General features: G+C 74.1%; 14 protein-coding genes and 1 riboswitch. Of the genes, 8 read left to right on the top strand and 6 right to left on the bottom strand.

The genetic code is table 11. The features are described 5' to 3' along the window. Positions 1–72: 72 nt before the first annotated feature. Positions 73–600 (bottom strand): SAV_6107 family HEPN domain-containing protein, encoded by a 528-nt coding sequence (locus tag BLW14_RS23755; RefSeq protein WP_093709211.1) that lies wholly within the window; start codon positions 598–600, stop codon positions 73–75. Between the two features lie 173 nt (positions 601–773). Here BLW14_RS23755 and BLW14_RS23750 point away from each other — a divergent pair, with 173 nt between their 5' ends. From BLW14_RS23750 to BLW14_RS23730, 5 genes are all read left to right on the top strand, one after another. Beyond that, a complete protein-coding gene (locus BLW14_RS23750; RefSeq protein ID WP_093709210.1) occupies positions 774–1538 on the top strand; it encodes an ATP-binding cassette domain-containing protein in 765 nt (254 codons plus the stop codon). Then, positions 1510–3597 carry a YhgE/Pip domain-containing protein gene (locus BLW14_RS23745; RefSeq protein WP_093709209.1) on the top strand — a complete coding sequence of 696 codons (2088 nt, stop codon included), beginning with the start codon at positions 1510–1512 and terminating at the stop codon, positions 3595–3597. The genes BLW14_RS23750 and BLW14_RS23745 overlap by 29 nt, the downstream gene beginning before the upstream one ends. 29 nt (positions 3598–3626) lie before the next feature. Beyond that, positions 3627–4238, top strand: a complete 612-nt coding sequence (locus BLW14_RS23740; RefSeq protein WP_093709208.1) for a TetR/AcrR family transcriptional regulator — start codon at positions 3627–3629, stop codon at positions 4236–4238. A gap of 359 nt (positions 4239–4597) precedes the next feature. Next, positions 4598–5227: a DUF4126 domain-containing protein gene (locus BLW14_RS23735; protein WP_177154080.1), complete on the top strand. Its 630-nt coding sequence runs from the start codon at positions 4598–4600 to the stop codon at positions 5225–5227. Between the two features lie 38 nt (positions 5228–5265). Further along, positions 5266–6774 carry a phytoene desaturase family protein gene (locus tag BLW14_RS23730; RefSeq protein WP_177154079.1) on the top strand — a complete coding sequence of 503 codons (1509 nt, stop codon included), beginning with the start codon at positions 5266–5268 and terminating at the stop codon, positions 6772–6774. 33 nt (positions 6775–6807) lie between these two features. On the opposite strand, the gene BLW14_RS23725 is transcribed toward BLW14_RS23730, so the two are convergent. The 5 genes from BLW14_RS23725 to BLW14_RS23705 form a co-directional block, all read right to left on the bottom strand. Continuing rightward, positions 6808–7680: a hypothetical protein gene (locus BLW14_RS23725; protein ID WP_093709205.1), complete on the bottom strand. Its 873-nt coding sequence runs from the start codon at positions 7678–7680 to the stop codon at positions 6808–6810. A 50-nt stretch (positions 7681–7730) separates the two neighbouring features. Beyond that, a complete protein-coding gene (metF, locus tag BLW14_RS23720; protein ID WP_093709204.1) occupies positions 7731–8648 on the bottom strand; it encodes a methylenetetrahydrofolate reductase [NAD(P)H] in 918 nt (305 codons plus the stop codon). Between the two features lie 151 nt (positions 8649–8799). Continuing rightward, positions 8800–9453 carry a thiamine phosphate synthase gene (gene thiE / locus BLW14_RS23715; RefSeq protein WP_093709203.1) on the bottom strand — a complete coding sequence of 218 codons (654 nt, stop codon included), beginning with the start codon at positions 9451–9453 and terminating at the stop codon, positions 8800–8802. 101 nt (positions 9454–9554) lie between these two features. Further along, positions 9555–9920, bottom strand: coding sequence for an Rv2175c family DNA-binding protein (locus tag BLW14_RS23710; protein WP_018518659.1), 366 nt, complete (start codon positions 9918–9920; stop codon positions 9555–9557). Positions 9921–10037: 117 nt separating this feature from the next. Next, positions 10038–11273 carry an NAD(P)/FAD-dependent oxidoreductase gene (locus BLW14_RS23705; RefSeq protein WP_093709202.1) on the bottom strand — a complete coding sequence of 412 codons (1236 nt, stop codon included), beginning with the start codon at positions 11271–11273 and terminating at the stop codon, positions 10038–10040. Between the two features lie 80 nt (positions 11274–11353). Next, positions 11354–11465: riboswitch (TPP riboswitch) on the top strand. Here BLW14_RS23705 and thiO point away from each other — a divergent pair. From thiO to BLW14_RS23690, 3 genes are all read left to right on the top strand, one after another. Further along, positions 11463–12638: a glycine oxidase ThiO gene (thiO, locus tag BLW14_RS23700; RefSeq protein ID WP_093710833.1), complete on the top strand. Its 1176-nt coding sequence runs from the start codon at positions 11463–11465 to the stop codon at positions 12636–12638. (Overlaps the previous riboswitch by 3 nt.) Further along, positions 12635–12853, top strand: coding sequence for a sulfur carrier protein ThiS (gene thiS / locus BLW14_RS23695; RefSeq protein WP_093709201.1), 219 nt, complete (start codon positions 12635–12637; stop codon positions 12851–12853). Before thiO ends, thiS begins: the two co-directional genes overlap by 4 nt. Before the next feature lie 2 nt (positions 12854–12855). After that, the gene (locus BLW14_RS23690; protein ID WP_093709200.1) at positions 12856–13650 is read left to right on the top strand and encodes a thiazole synthase; all 795 of its coding nucleotides are present in this window, start codon (positions 12856–12858) and stop codon (positions 13648–13650) included. The last annotated feature ends 121 nt before the right edge of the window (positions 13651–13771 follow it).

Raw genomic sequence — 13771 nt, 5'->3', positions numbered from 1 at the left:
GCGGGGGCGGAGCGTGAACAGCGCAGGTAACAGGTCCTGTCCCCACCCTATTGCCTGGCGCCGCCCCCGCGGTCATCCCGCGTCCGGCCGCCCCCCGCGCGGCTGCGGGAGCACCGGCTGGAGCACGAGCAGCCGCTCGACCAGGCGCAGGAACATGGCCGCGTCGCGCAGCAGGTCGTCGGCCTGGCGGCGGTTGGCGGCGCCGGGTATGCCCGCCTCGGCGCGGGCCCGCCGGGCGGCGCCGGAGGCGAACAGGGCGCTCCACTCGGCGAGCTCGGGGGCCAGCTCCGGGAGGATCTCCCAGGCGCTGCGGATCGGCTCGCGGCGGCGGCGCGCGGGCTCGGGGCGGGCCCGTGCGGCGAGCACGGCGGCCGCGGTGCGCAGGGCCGCGAGGTGGGCGGTGGCGTACCGCTCGTTGGGGACGGCGAGGACAGCTGCCTCTTCCAGGCCGGCGCGGGCCTGGGTGAGGAGATCGAGGGCGGCGGGCGGTGCGGTGGTGCGCCGGACGACGGGGTGGACGTCGCGGGCCGGGCCGGTCGGTGAGGAAGCAGGGCCGTCTGCGCGGCGTCGCGGAGCGGCGGCTGCGGACGAGTGGGCCATGACAGAACCTCCTGTCTCGGTAACGGCTTCGTGGCCGTCTGTATCCATCGTGACTGCCCCCACTGACAATCGGTCTCGATCACCCCCTGACCTGGGCTTTTGCTTCGATCGCGAGTTCGGGCTACCTTTTTGCACTGACCAGTCAGTTCAAAGAAGGAGAGGGGGGAGGGTCCGTGGAGAGTCCGCACGGGGCCGCCGTCACCGCCGAGGGCCTGGGGCTCGAAGGGCCGCGGGGCTGGGCCTTCCGCCACGTGACGTTCAGCGCGGATCCCGGTTCCCTGATCGCCGTCGAGGGCGCGTCCGGCACCGGCCGTACCTGCCTTCTGCTCGCTCTCACCGGCCGTATGCGCCCCACCGAGGGCGAGGCCGCGACCGGTGGCCTCGCTCTGCCGCGCCGGGCCGCCGCCGTCCGCCGTATCGCGGCCCTGGGGCCGGTGCCCGGGGTCAGCGACCTGGACCCGGCGTTCACGGTCGCCGAGCACCTGCGCGAGCGGGCCCTGCTCCAGCGCCGCTACGACGGCTCCCTGCGCGCACTGCTGCGCCCGCCGGGCGAGCGCGCCGCCGCCGCCCGCGCCCGCATCGACACCGCCCTGGACGCCGCCGGGCTCGACCCCGCCACGCTGCCCAAGGCCGAGCGCACCGCCGTGCGCGACCTGGAGCGGCCGGAGGCGCTGCGGCTCTCCGTGGCGCTCGCGCTGATGGGCCGACCCCGGCTGCTCGCGGTGGACGACACCGATCTGAAGCTGTCCGACGCCGAGCGCGCCGAGGTCTGGGAGCTGCTGCGCTCCGTGGCCGCCGCCGGCACCACCGTGCTCGCCGTCTGCAGCGAGGCGCCCGAGGACGCCGTCACCGTACGCACGGACGCCTTCATGGAAACCGACGCCACCACGCACGAGGAGGAACCGGCCGATGCGTTCGCCGAGACTGGCCGCGCTTGAGCTGAGGCGCTTCGGCAGGGGGCGGCTGCCGCGCGCCGCCCTCGCCGCGCTCCTGCTGCTCCCCCTGCTCTACGGCGCCCTGTACCTGTGGTCCTTCTGGGACCCGTACGGGCGCCTGGACCGCATCCCGGTCGCCCTGGTCAACGACGACGAGGGGGCCACCGCCGACGGCAAGCGCCTCGCGGCCGGGGACCAGATCACGGACAAGCTCCTCCAGTCGAAGACCTTCGACTGGCACGAGGTGAGCGCCGAGGAGGCGGACAAGGGCGTCGAGGACGGCACGTACTACCTCTCGCTGCGCATGCCGTCGGACTTCAGCAGGCGCATCGCCTCCAGCGCCGGCGAGTCCCCCGAGACCGGCGCGCTCCAGGTGCGTACCAACGACGCGAACAACTACATCGTCGGGCAGATCTCCCGGACCGTGTTCTCCGAGGTCCGCAGGGCCGCGTCGGCCAACGCCTCGCGCGGGTTCCTGGACCGGATCTTCATCAGCTTCTCCGGTCTCCACGACGAGACGGCGAAGGCGGCCAAGGGCGCGTCCGACCTGAAGGACGGGATCGGCAAGGCCGAGAAGGGCTCGAAGGACCTCGCGGACGGACTGAAGGACGCCAAGAAGGGCAGCGGCAAGCTGGCCGGCGGGATCGTGAAGCTGAACAAGGGCGCGGGCGACCTGGAGACCGGCTCCCGCCAGGTCGCCGACGGCACCCAGATCCTCGCCGACAAGGTCAACGGGGTCGCCGCCGACGTGCGCCCGTTCCTGAAGGACAACGGCAAGACCATCGGCGACACCGCCCGGCTGGTCGCCGACTCGTCGAAGACCGTACGGGACAACCTGGACCTGCTGGTGAAGGCGGCCCCCACGGCAGCGGCCGCCGCGCACACCGCCGCCGACGACCTCACCGCCGTCCACCGCACCCGCTGCGAGGAGCAGCCGGTCCCCGACCCCACCGTCTGCCCGCCGCTCAAGCGGGCCGTGACGGCTGCGGACGACGTCGTCGCCGTGGCCGACGACGTGAACGCGCTGGTCAAGAACCAGAACGGGGACCTCAAGAAGCTGCGCACCCAGCTGACGACCCTGGAGAAGCAGGCGAAGGACCTCGCCGCGCGCTCCCCGCACCTGGACGAGGACCTGGAAGCGGCGGTCAAGAAGGTCAACGCGCTGAACACCGGCGCGCACAAGGTCGCCAAGGGCGCCGGCCGACTGCACACCGGCCTCGGCACGGCGAAGACCGGTGCGGCCGACCTGAACACGGGCGTCGGCAAGCTCAAGAAGGGCGCCGACAGCCTGGACAAGGGGATGGTCCGGCTCAGCGACGGTTCCACCACGCTCGCCAAGGGCCTGGGCGACGGCGTCGACAAGATCCCCGACTACCGCAAGAAGGACCGCGACGCCCGTACGGAGGTCATGGCCGACCCCGTACGGCTGGCCTCGCAGTCGCTGCACTCCGCCCCGAACTACGGCACGGGCTTCGCGCCCTACTTCATCCCGCTCTCGCTCTGGGTCGGCGCGATGGTGGCGTACATGCTGATCCAGCCGCTCAGCCGGCGCGCCCTGGCCGCCGGGGCACCGGCCTGGCGGATCGCCCTCGCGGGCTGGCTGCCGGTGGCCGGGATCGGGCTGCTCCAGACGGCCGCGCTGATGTCCGTCCTGCACTGGGGCCCCGGCCTGGACATGGCGCACACCGCCGGGACGCTCGGCTTCCTGGCGCTGGTGACCTGCTGCTTCGCGGCGATCGTGCAGTGGCTGAACGCCTGCTTCGGGGCGGCGGGGCGCATCCTCGTCCTCGCGCTGCTGATGCTCCAGCTGACCTCGGCCGGCGGCACCTACCCCGTACAGACCAGTCCGGGCTTCTTCAACGCGATCCACCCGTACCTGCCGATGAGCTACGTCGTGGAGGGGCTGCGCCGGCTGATCACGGGCGGCGGGCTCGGCCCGGTCTGGCAGGGCTGCGCGGTCCTGGTGGCGTTCACCGCCGGGGCGCTCGCGCTGACCGCCCTGTCGGCCCGCCGCAAGCAGATGTGGACACTGGAGCGGCTCCACCCGGAGCTGAGCCTGTGAGCCCGCCGGGACCTGTGAGAATCAGGAGCATGGAAAGCAGTAGCAGCACGCGCCGCCAGGCCACCCGGCAGAAGCTCTACGAAGCGGCCGTCACCCTCATCGCCGAGAAGGGCTTCTCGGCGACCACGGTGGACGAGATCGCCGACCGGGCCGGGGTCGCCAAGGGCACGGTCTACTACAACTTCAAGAGCAAGACCGAGCTGTTCGAGGAGCTGCTGCGGCACGGCGTCGGACTGCTCACCGCCTCCCTGCGCGCGGCGGCCGAGGAGACCGGGGCACGAGGCGGCAGCCGGGTGGAGGCGCTGGACGCCATGATCCGGGCCGGTCTGGTCTTCATCGACCGCTATCCGGCCTTCACCCAGCTGTACGTGGCCGAGCTGTGGCGCACCAACCGCGCCTGGCAGTCCACGCTGCTGGTGGTGCGCCGCGACGCGGTCGCCGTGGTGGAGGGCGTCATCGCGGAAGGCGTGGCGAACGGCGAGCTGAGCGAGGAGATCGACGTCCCGCTCACCGCGGCGGCGCTGGTGGGCATGGTGCTGGTCGCGGCGCTGGACTGGCAGGCGTTCCAGCCGGAGCGGTCGATCGACGACGTGCACTCGGCGCTGTCCCTGCTGCTGCGCGGCCGCGTCAGCGGGCGCTGAGGCCGCCGCGCCCGTCCCGTACGCATGAAGGCGCCGGCCGGGCGTGGCCCGGATTCCCGAGCCCGCCCGGCCGGCGCCTTCCGTGCTGCCGGAGGACCTTCCCCCGTGACCCCCTGTCCCCCGTGGTCCCGAAGTCCTCCGCCGCGCACCCCCGTTCGGAAGAGAGGTGCCGTCCCGCCACCGCCGCCCCGTGCCGGCGGTGGCGGGGCGGCGCCCCTTCCGTGGAGACCCACTCTGCCGTCCGGGCGGGTCGCGGCCCATCCGTGCGGGTACTCATCCCGGGCTCTGAGTACGGGTACTCAGAGCCCGGTCATGTGCGCACTGCCGCGATGTCGGTCCCGCTGGCTACCATCGCCTCCGTGTCCGTACTCCCCCTGGTGTTCACAAGCGGCTGGGCAAGCGGGATCAACGCGTACGCGGTGGTCCTCCTGCTCGGCATATTCGGCGCGACCGGCGTCAGCGACGAGGTGCCGGCCTCGCTCCAGCGCACCGACGTCCTCGTCGTCGTCGCGGTCCTCTTCCTCTGCGAGGTGGTCGCGGACAAGGTCCCGTACGTGGACACCGTCTGGGACGCGATCCACACGGTCGTCCGGCCGGTGACCGGCGCGGTCGTGGCGGCGCTGCTGGCCGGCGAGAGCGGTTCGCTGCCGCAGATCGCGGCCGGCGCCATCGGGGGCTCCACCGCGCTGGTGAGCCATCTGGTGAAGGCCGGGACCCGGATGGCGGTCAACACCTCTCCCGAGCCGCTCAGCAACATCGCGCTGAGCGCCACCGAGGACCTGGGCGTCGCGGGGATCGTCACCTTCGCGATCTTCCATCCGTGGATAGCGGCCGGCCTCGCCGGAACGCTCCTCGTCACCGGCCTGGTGATCGTGGTCTTCCTGGCCTCCCGCATCCGCCGGTTCTGGCGCCGCAGGGCCCAGCGCCGCGAGGAGAAGCGCCGGGGGCGGCAGCCCGCCTTCCCGTACACGGGCGCTCCCCCGACCTGACGGACCGGGTGTCCGCGGCGGCCGTTAAGGTCGCATCCATGGCACGAATTGCGGTGATCGGCGCCGGGATGGGCGCGATGGCGGCGGCGGCCCGGCTGGCCGTGGCAGGCCACCGGGTAACGGTGTACGAGCGGTCCGACACGTACGGCGGCTCGCTCGGGCAGCACGCCGAGGAGGGCTTCGCGTTCGACACGGGCCCCGGGCTGCTCCACCTCCCCGCGGTCCACCGGGACCTGTTCGTGAAGACCGGCAAGGAGCCGCTGGAGCGGTGCGTCACGCTCGTCCAGGTGGACCCGGCGAGCCGCCACCTCTTCGCGGACGGCACCTCCGTCTCCCTGCCGAACGCCTCGCGCGCCGGGACCGTCGCCGCCCTGGACACCGCGCTCGGCGGCGGGGCGGGCGCGAAGTGGGGCGCCTTCCTCGACCGGGCCAGGGACGCCTGGGACCGCTCGCGGCGCCCGCTCCTGGAGGAGCCGCTGCGCCCCGACTGGCAGGTGCTGGGCCGCGACCCGTATCCGGCCGAGGAGCGCCGGCGGCTGCTGCGTCCGGCGCGGCGGGCGGGGACGGTGGCGGAGATCGGCGCCTGGGAGCTCGCGGAACCCCGGCTGGCGGCCCTGCTCGACGGGTACGCGCTGGCGTACGGCCTCGACCCCTCGCGCGCCCCGGCGAGCGCGGCGCTGCTGCCGTACATGGAGGAGACGTTCGGCAGCTGGTACGTCATGGGCGGCATGCGAGCGCTGGCGCGGGCGGTGTACGAGCGGTGCCTGGCCCGGAAGGTGGAGTTCGTCCTCGGCGCCGAGGTGGCCCGGGTCGTCGAGAAGGACGGCCGCGCGGCGGGCGTGGAGCTGGCGGACGGGACGGTCGCGGAGGCTGCGCACGTGGTACTGGGAGCGCGGCCGTGGCCCGGCCTTGTGCCCGGTCGGGAGCTGTGGGCCGACGGGGATGTGGCGGTGCGTCAGGAGACGGGGGCGAGCGGCCGGTTCGTGGTGATGCTGGCGCTGCGCGGCGGGCGGTCCGCGGATGCCGTGCACCGGACCGTGGTGCACCCGGCGGACGGGGCGGCGGAGCGCGAGGCGGTGTTCGGGGGCCGGACCGCCTCGCACCCCACGGTGACCGTGCTGCGCCCCGACGATCCGGCGACCCGGCCCGACGCGGAGCACGAGGCGGTGACGCTGACGGCGACGGTGGCCCCGCACGGCCCGGTGGACTGGACGGACGAGGCGCTGCGCACGCGGTACGCGGACACGCTGATCGACGCGGCGGACGCGGCGGTGCCGGGCCTGCGGGAGCGGGTGCTGCGGACTCGGGTCCGGACGCCCGCCGAGACCGCCGCGGACACGGGCGCCGACGGCGGTGCCGTCCCGCCGCCTGCCCTCGCGGGGGCGGCGGGCGTGTTTCTGCACGCCGCCAACCGGACCCGGCTGCCGGGCCTGTTGCTGGCCGGCGGCTGGTCGCATCCGGGCGGCGGGCTCGCGCACGCGGGCATGTCCGGTGCGCTGGTCGCGGGGACCGTGGTGGAGGGGGACGCCTTCCGCGGCTCGCAGTGAGCCGCCGGGCCTTCCGGCCTTAGTGACGGGCCGTCAGTAGCGGTACTGGTCGTTGTGGCCGGTGTCGTAGCCGTTGGGGTACGGGGCCTGCTGGGCGGCGGGCTCCTGCGGGTACTGCTCGCCCTCGCGCTGCTGCGGCACCCAGACCCCGCCGGGCGGCGTCTCGGAGCCGTAGGCGTCGGCCTGCGCGTACGGGTCGCCGTACTGCTGCTGGTTGCCGTAGCCGTCGTAGTTGCCGTACGCGTCGTACGAGCCGTACTGCGGGGTGCTCGCGGTGGTGCCGATGTACGGGTCGGAGTAGGCGGCGTAGCTCTGCGGGTCCGTGCCGTAGTCGTACTGCCCGGCCCCGGCGTAGCCGTCCTGACCCTGGGGCTGCTGCTGGGCCGCGTAGTCCGTGTACGGGTCGTAGGCGTCGTAGCCGGGCGCGGCCTGGGGCTCGTGGTCCGGGCGCTGCGGGGCGGGGTCGGTGTAGATGCCGTACTGGCCGGTGTCGTCGGGCATCGGCTCGGTCTCGTAGACCGCGGCCGGGGCGGTCGGCGGTGCGGCGGGGGCGGCCGCGGCGTCCCCCTCGTACTCCACCTCCAGGTCCGAGACCTCCAGCGTGGGCTTGCGGCCTTCCCCGCCGCCGCGACGGCGGCGGCTCGCGCCGGGCTTGCCCCCTATGGCCCAGCCGGTGGAGAAGCCCTTGCGGAAGGAGAGCGTGACGTAGGTCTGGCCGGTGGCGAAGGCGATCGCGCCGAGGGCGATGACGGGGACGGACGGCATCAGGACGCCGATGACCACGCAGAGGAAGCCGGTGAAGGCGAGCAGCCGCCAGCGCAGCCGCGCCTTGTACTGCAGCAGGACCTCGCCGAGCAGCCACAGCGCGACGACACCGAACGCGATGTAGAGGACCGTCCAGCCCATGCCCGCCCCCTTCTACGGCCTCCGCCCCGGGTCGTGGCGGGTACGGCCTGTCACGACTGCTTGTGCAGTCCGAGATTCTCGTAGATCTCGAGCGTCGCAGTCGAGTTGTTCAGCGTGATGAAGTGCAGTCCGGGCACACCCTCGGAGAGCAGCTTCGCGCTGAACCGCGTTGCGAAGTCGATGCCAATGGAGCGTACAGCGGCGGGGTCGTCCTTGGCGGCGAGGATGCGCTCTTTCAGGTCGTCGGGCAGCTTCGCGTCGCTGAGCTGGGAGAACCGTTCCAGTTGCCGGACGTTGGTGACCGGCATGACCTCGGGGATGACCGGGGTTTCGCAACCCGCGGCGACCACCCGGTCACGCATCCGGAGATACGCCTCCGGATCGAAGAACATCTGCGTGATGGCGTAGTCGGCGCCCGCGCGGCACTTGTCCACGAAGTGCCGGATGTCGGCGTCCCAGTCCTGCGAGCGCGGGTGCCGCTCGGGGAACGCTGCGACGCCCACGCAGAAGTCGCCGGCCTCCTTGATCAGCCGGACCAGGTCCGCCGCGTACCGCACGCCCTGCGGGTGCTCGACCCAGGGGCCCATCGGGTCGCCCGGCGGGTCTCCGCGCAGGGCGAGGATGTTGCGGATGCCGGCGTCCGCGAACTGGCCGACCATGTTGCGCAGTTCGGCGACCGAGTGGTCGACGGCCGTGAGGTGCGCGACCGGGGTGAGCGTGGACTCGGCGGCGATGTCCTGGGTTGCCTTCACCGTGCCGGAGCGGGTGGAGCCGCCGGCCCCGTACGTCACCGAGACGAAGCTCGGGGCGACGGCCTCGACCCGGCGCAGCGCGTTCCACAGGTTGCGCTCACCCTTCTCGGTCTTGGGCGCCCAGAACTCGAACGAGTACGAGGTCGCGCCGGTCGCGAGCATCTCACGCACGGTGCGCGCGTGATCTGTCCTGGTGGAAGGTGTGCCAAGGGCCATACGGGCAGGTTAACCAGGGCAGGGCGGGCTCCCAACCGAACCGGAGTCATTTGCCGGAATTGACTGATTCTTGTCCATCCTTCGGACGGAATCGTCCCAGACCCGACTCCGGGGCCTCCGTCGGGCGTCGGCCCGGAACCCGCTGCGCCGGTCAGGCTCCGGCGCGCTCGCGGACCCTGCGTGCCAGCTCAGCGGCGGCGGCGCCCGGGTCGGACGCCTCGGTGAGGGCCCGTACGACCACGATCCGGCGGGCTCCGGCGTCCAGCACCTGGTCGAGGTTGTCCGCGTCGATGCCCCCGATGGCGAACCAGGGGCGCGCGGGGGCGAGCGAGGCGGCGTACCGCACGAGGTCCAGACCGGGCGCGTGGCGGCCGGGCTTGGTGGGGGTGGGCCAGCAGGGGCCGGTGCAGAAGTAGTCGACGCCGGGCTCGGCGACGGCGGCGTCGACCTCGGCCTCGGCGTGCGTGGAGCGGCCGATGAGCGGCTCGGTGCCGATGATCGCGCGGGCGGCGGGCACCGGCAGGTCGCCCTGGCCCAGGTGCAGCACGTCGGCGCCGATGGCGTGGGCCACGTCCGCCCGGTCGTTGACGGCGAGGAGCTTGCCGTGGCGCTCGCAGGCGTCGGCGAGGACCGCGAGGTGCTCCAGCTCCTCGGCGGCCTCCATGCCCTTGTCGCGCAGCTGGACGATGTCGACGCCGCCGGCGAGCACCGCGTCCAGGAACTCGGGGAGGTCGCCCTGGCGCCTGCGGGCGTCCGTGCACAGATAGAGCCGGGCGTCGGACAGCGGCGCGCGAGACGTGGACATGGTGCGTTTCCCCCCGGGACAGACGGTGACGGCGGATCAGTGGTGCGGCGCGGGGAAGCGGGCCGCCCGCTCGCGCGGTGCGGCCCGCTTCCCCGGTCGGTTCAGACGGCGAGCGCCTGGGCGCGGCGCTTCACCTCCGTGCCGCGATTCTCACTCAGTGCCTGCGCGGGCGTGCCCGGCAGGGTCGGGTCGGGGGTGAAGAGCCATTCGAGCATCTCCTCGTCGGAGTAGCCGTCGTCCTTCAGCAGCGTCAGGGTCCCGGAGAGGCCCTTGACCACCTTGTCGCCGTCGATGAAGGCGGCGGGCACCTGGAGCGCCCGGTTCTCCCCACGGCGTACGGCGATGAGCTGGCCCTCCTTGACCAGCTGCCGCACACGCGTCACCTCGACATCGAGCATTTCCGCGATGTCGGGCAGGTGGAGCCAGGCGGGGACGAGTGCATCGGTCTTTGCGTCAATCTCGGTCACGGGACAAGCCTGCCATCCCGGACTGACAGCCGAAACCCGGACTCGGCCCTTCAGGTTCTCGGCGCCACGCCCCGCTCCCTGATCCGGCCCGATCCAGCCTGATCCGGACGGAAAGCCCTACGGCAGGGCCGTGGACTTCAGCGGTACAGCGGGGTCCGCGGCCCGTGCCGCGTCGATCCGGGCCCCCGCCTCGACGAGCCGGCGCCCCTGGGCGAGGTCGCGCGGGCGGCCGACCGCCAGCACCGCGACCAGGACGCCGTCGCGCAGCCAGCACACGGACCAGGCGGGTTCGGCCGGGTCGCCGCGCCACAGCGGGGTGTCCGCGTCCGCGTGGTGTCCGGCGTACTGCACGAACCGGCCGAACTGCTCGGACCAGAAGTAGGGCACCGGGTCGTAGGGCGGGACGTCCGCCGCGCCCTGCGCCGCGATGTGGGCGGCGGCGGTGCGGGGCCCCTGGAGGGCGTTGTCCCAGTGGTGGACGACCAGGCGGGTGCCGTAGCGGGCGGAGGGGAAGGAGGCGCAGTCGCCGACGGCGTACACGTCGGGGACCGAGGTGCGCAGCGCCGCGTCGGCGGTCACCGAGCCCTCGGGCCCGAGGGCGATCCCGGAGTCCGCGAGCCAGCCGGTGGCGGGGCGGGCGCCGATGCCGACGACGACCGCGTCGGCCGGGAGGGTGCGCCCGTCGTCGAGGACCACCGCGCCGGACTCGACGCGGGCCACCCGGGCGCCGGTGAGGAGCCGGGCGCCGCTCTCCTCGTACCAGTCGGCCATCGGGGCGGCGACCTCGGCGGGCAGGGCGCCGGCGAGCGGCCGGTCCGCGGCCTCCACGACGGTGACCTCGCAGCCGGCGGCGCGGGCCGCGGTGGCGAACTCCGCCCCGATCCAGCCCGCGCCGACGACCACGACGGGGTGACCCGCCTCCAGGACGGGCCGCAGCCGGGCCGCGTCGTCGAGGGTGCGCAGCAGGTGGACGCCGGGCACGCCGTCGGAGCCGGGCAGGGCGACGGGCTCGGCGCCGGTGGCGAGGACCAGGACGTCGTAGGGGACCGGCCCCTCGGAGGTGTCCAGTTCGTGGTCGCCGGCGCGGACACCGGTGACCTCGCAGCCCAGGCGCAGGGTGATGCCGAGGGCCTCGAAGTCGATGTCGAACGCGGACTCCTCGGCCTTGCCGAGCAGCACCGCCTTGGACAGCGGGGGCCGGTCGTAGGGCTGGTGGGGTTCGGCGCCGATGAGGGTCACGGGGCCGGTGAAGCCCTGTTCCCGCAGGGCGACCGCGGTCTGGACGCCCGCCATGCCCGCGCCCGCGACGACGACCCGGCGCTCGGTCCGCTCTGCCCGCTGCTGCTCGCTCACCTGTCCACCTTACGTACCTGACGAAGGGTCAGAGAAGGGTGGCCCCATCCGGTCCGCCGGGCGGGGTCTAGGGTGGCCACCGTAAGACACGCGGGAGCCCGGACGCACCGGGCTGAGAGGGAGGCTGGCGGCCTCCGACCGTACGAACCTGATCCGGGTCATGCCGGCGAAGGGAGGGGCTGGACGCCCATGCGCATCCGACGCACCGACGGGTCCGACGTCCTCGTCATCGGGGGCGGCATCATCGGCCTGGTGACCGCCTGGCGGGCCGCGCAGCGCGGTCTGGCCGTCGCGCTCGCCGACCCCGAACCGGGTGGCGGAGCGGCCCGGGTCGCGGCCGGGATGCTGGCCGCCGTCACGGAGCTGCACTACGGCGAGGAGACGCTGCTCGGGCTCAACCTCGCCTCCGCCGAGCGCTTTGCGGCGTTCACGGCCGAGCTGGAGGAGGCGAGCGGCAGGGACATCGGCTTCCGCGCCTGCGGCACCCTGGCCGTCGCGCTGGACGCCGACGACCGCGCCCATCTGCGCGAACTCCACGAGCTGCAACGCCGCTCGGGCCTGGAGTCGGAGTGGCTGACCGGGCGCGAGTGCCGCCGCCTGGAACCGATGCTCGCCCCGGGCGTGCGCGGCGGGCTGCGGGTGGACGGCGACCACCAGGTCGACCCGCGCCGGCTGGCCGCCGCGCTGCTCACCGCCTGCGAACGGGCCGGCGTGCTCTTCCACCGGCGCCGGGCCGACCGCCTCTCGGTGGTGGCGGACCGGGCCGCGGGAGCGGTGCTCGACGACGGTACGGAGGTGGCCGCCGGCCAGGTCGTGCTCGCCGCAGGCAGCCTGAGCGGGCGGCTCGCCGGGGTCCCCGCCCACGTCCTGCCACCGGTCCGCCCGGTCAAGGGCCAGGTGCTGCGCCTCACCGTGCCCCCGGCGTACGCCCCCTTCCTCTCGCGCACCGTGCGTGCCGTTGTCCGGGGCAGCCACATCTATCTCGTGCCGCGCGAGAACGGCGAGCTGGTCGTCGGCGCCACCACCGAGGAGATGGGCTGGGACACCACCGTCACGGCGGGCGGGGTCTACGAACTGCTGCGCGACGCCCACGAGCTGGTGCCCGGTATCACCGAGCTGCCGCTGACCGAGACCCGCGCCGGGCTGCGCCCCGCGTCCCCCGACAACGCCCCCCTGCTCGGCCGCACCGCGCTGCCCGGCCTCCACCTCGCCACCGGCCACGGCCGCAACGGTGTGCTGCTCACCCCCGTCACCGGGGACGCCATGGCGTCGCTGCTGGCCGACGGCGAGCTGCCCGAGGCGGCCCGCCCCTTCTCCCCGGGCAGGTTCTCACCCGCCCCCGCACCCCAGGAGCAGCCCGCATGACCGAGCCCACCGCGCTCACCGTGTCCGTGAACGGCGCACCGGTCGCCGTCGCCGCGGGCACCACCCTGGACGCCCTCGTCGCGACGCTGACCGACGCGCCGACCGGGGTGGCCGCCGCGCTCAACGAGACCGTGGTGCCGCGCGGCCGGTGGACCGCCGCCGCGCTCAGCGACGGGGACCGGGTCGAGGTCCTGACCGCGGTCCAGGGAGGCTGACCGTGTCCGACGACCTCTTCACCCTCGGCGGGACCGACTTCGGCTCCCGGCTGATCATGGGCACCGGCGGCGCGCCCAGCCTGGACGTGCTGGAGCGGTCCCTGACCGCGTCCGGCACCGAGCTGACCACGGTCGCCATGCGCCGCCTCGACCCGACCGTCCAGGGCTCCGTCCTCTCCGTACTGGAGAAGCTGTCCGTCCGGGTGCTGCCGAACACCGCCGGCTGCTACACCGCCGGGGAGGCCGTGCTCACCGCCCGGCTCGCCCGTGAGGCGCTGGGCACGGACTGGGTCAAGCTGGAGGTGGTGGCCGACGAGCGCACCCTGCTGCCCGACCCGGTCGAGCTGCTCGACGCCGCGGAGACGCTGGTGGACGACGGTTTCACCGTGCTGCCGTACACCAACGACGACCCGGTGCTGGCACGGAAGCTGGAGGACGTGGGGTGCGCGGCGGTCATGCCGCTCGGCTCCCCCATCGGCTCGGGCCTGGGCATCCGCAACCCGCACAACTTCCAGCTGATCACCGAGCAGGCCGGGGTGCCGGTGATCCTGGACGCGGGCGCCGGGACGGCCTCGGACGCGGCGCTGGCCATGGAGCTGGGGTGCTCGGCGGTGATGCTCGCCTCGGCGGTGACCCGTGCCCAGGAGCCGGAGCTGATGGCCGCCGCGATGCGGCACGCGGTGGAGGGCGGGCGGCTCGCGTACCGGGCCGGGCGCATCCCGCGCCGCCACTTCGCCGAGGCGTCCTCGCCGGCGGCCGGGCGGGCGGTGCTGGACCCGGAGCGGCCGGCGTTCTGAACGCGACGGGCCGCCCCGGGCCGGACCAACGTGCCGGAATCCACAGTTCCGGGGCCGGAAGGTCGCTGGAAGCCGGGATTCCGGCCCCGGGCCCCATGCCCCTGTCACGGCTCGGCTTCAG

Origin of the sequence: Streptomyces sp. 2131.1 (assembly GCF_900105515.1) — a bacterium.
GTDB classification, from domain to species: domain Bacteria; phylum Actinomycetota; class Actinomycetes; order Streptomycetales; family Streptomycetaceae; genus Streptomyces; species Streptomyces drozdowiczii.
This window is presented reverse-complemented; position numbering and strand designations above follow the sequence as displayed.

Excerpts from the sequence above, each read along its gene's own strand:
- thiE (WP_093709203.1), bottom strand. The coding sequence starts at position 9,453 with ATGTCCACGTCTCGCGCGCCGCTGTCCGACGCCCGGCTCTATCTGTGC.
- BLW14_RS23755 (WP_093709211.1), bottom strand. The coding sequence starts at position 600 with ATGGCCCACTCGTCCGCAGCCGCCGCTCCGCGACGCCGCGCAGACGGC.
- thiO (WP_093710833.1), top strand. The coding sequence starts at position 11,463 with ATGCGCATCCGACGCACCGACGGGTCCGACGTCCTCGTCATCGGGGGC.
- BLW14_RS23730 (WP_177154079.1), top strand. The coding sequence starts at position 5,266 with ATGGCACGAATTGCGGTGATCGGCGCCGGGATGGGCGCGATGGCGGCG.
- metF (WP_093709204.1), bottom strand. The coding sequence starts at position 8,648 with ATGGCCCTTGGCACACCTTCCACCAGGACAGATCACGCGCGCACCGTG.
- BLW14_RS23740 (WP_093709208.1), top strand. The coding sequence starts at position 3,627 with ATGGAAAGCAGTAGCAGCACGCGCCGCCAGGCCACCCGGCAGAAGCTC.
- thiS (WP_093709201.1), top strand. The coding sequence starts at position 12,635 with ATGACCGAGCCCACCGCGCTCACCGTGTCCGTGAACGGCGCACCGGTC.
- BLW14_RS23745 (WP_093709209.1), top strand. The coding sequence starts at position 1,510 with ATGCGTTCGCCGAGACTGGCCGCGCTTGAGCTGAGGCGCTTCGGCAGG.
- BLW14_RS23725 (WP_093709205.1), bottom strand. The coding sequence starts at position 7,680 with ATGGGCTGGACGGTCCTCTACATCGCGTTCGGTGTCGTCGCGCTGTGG.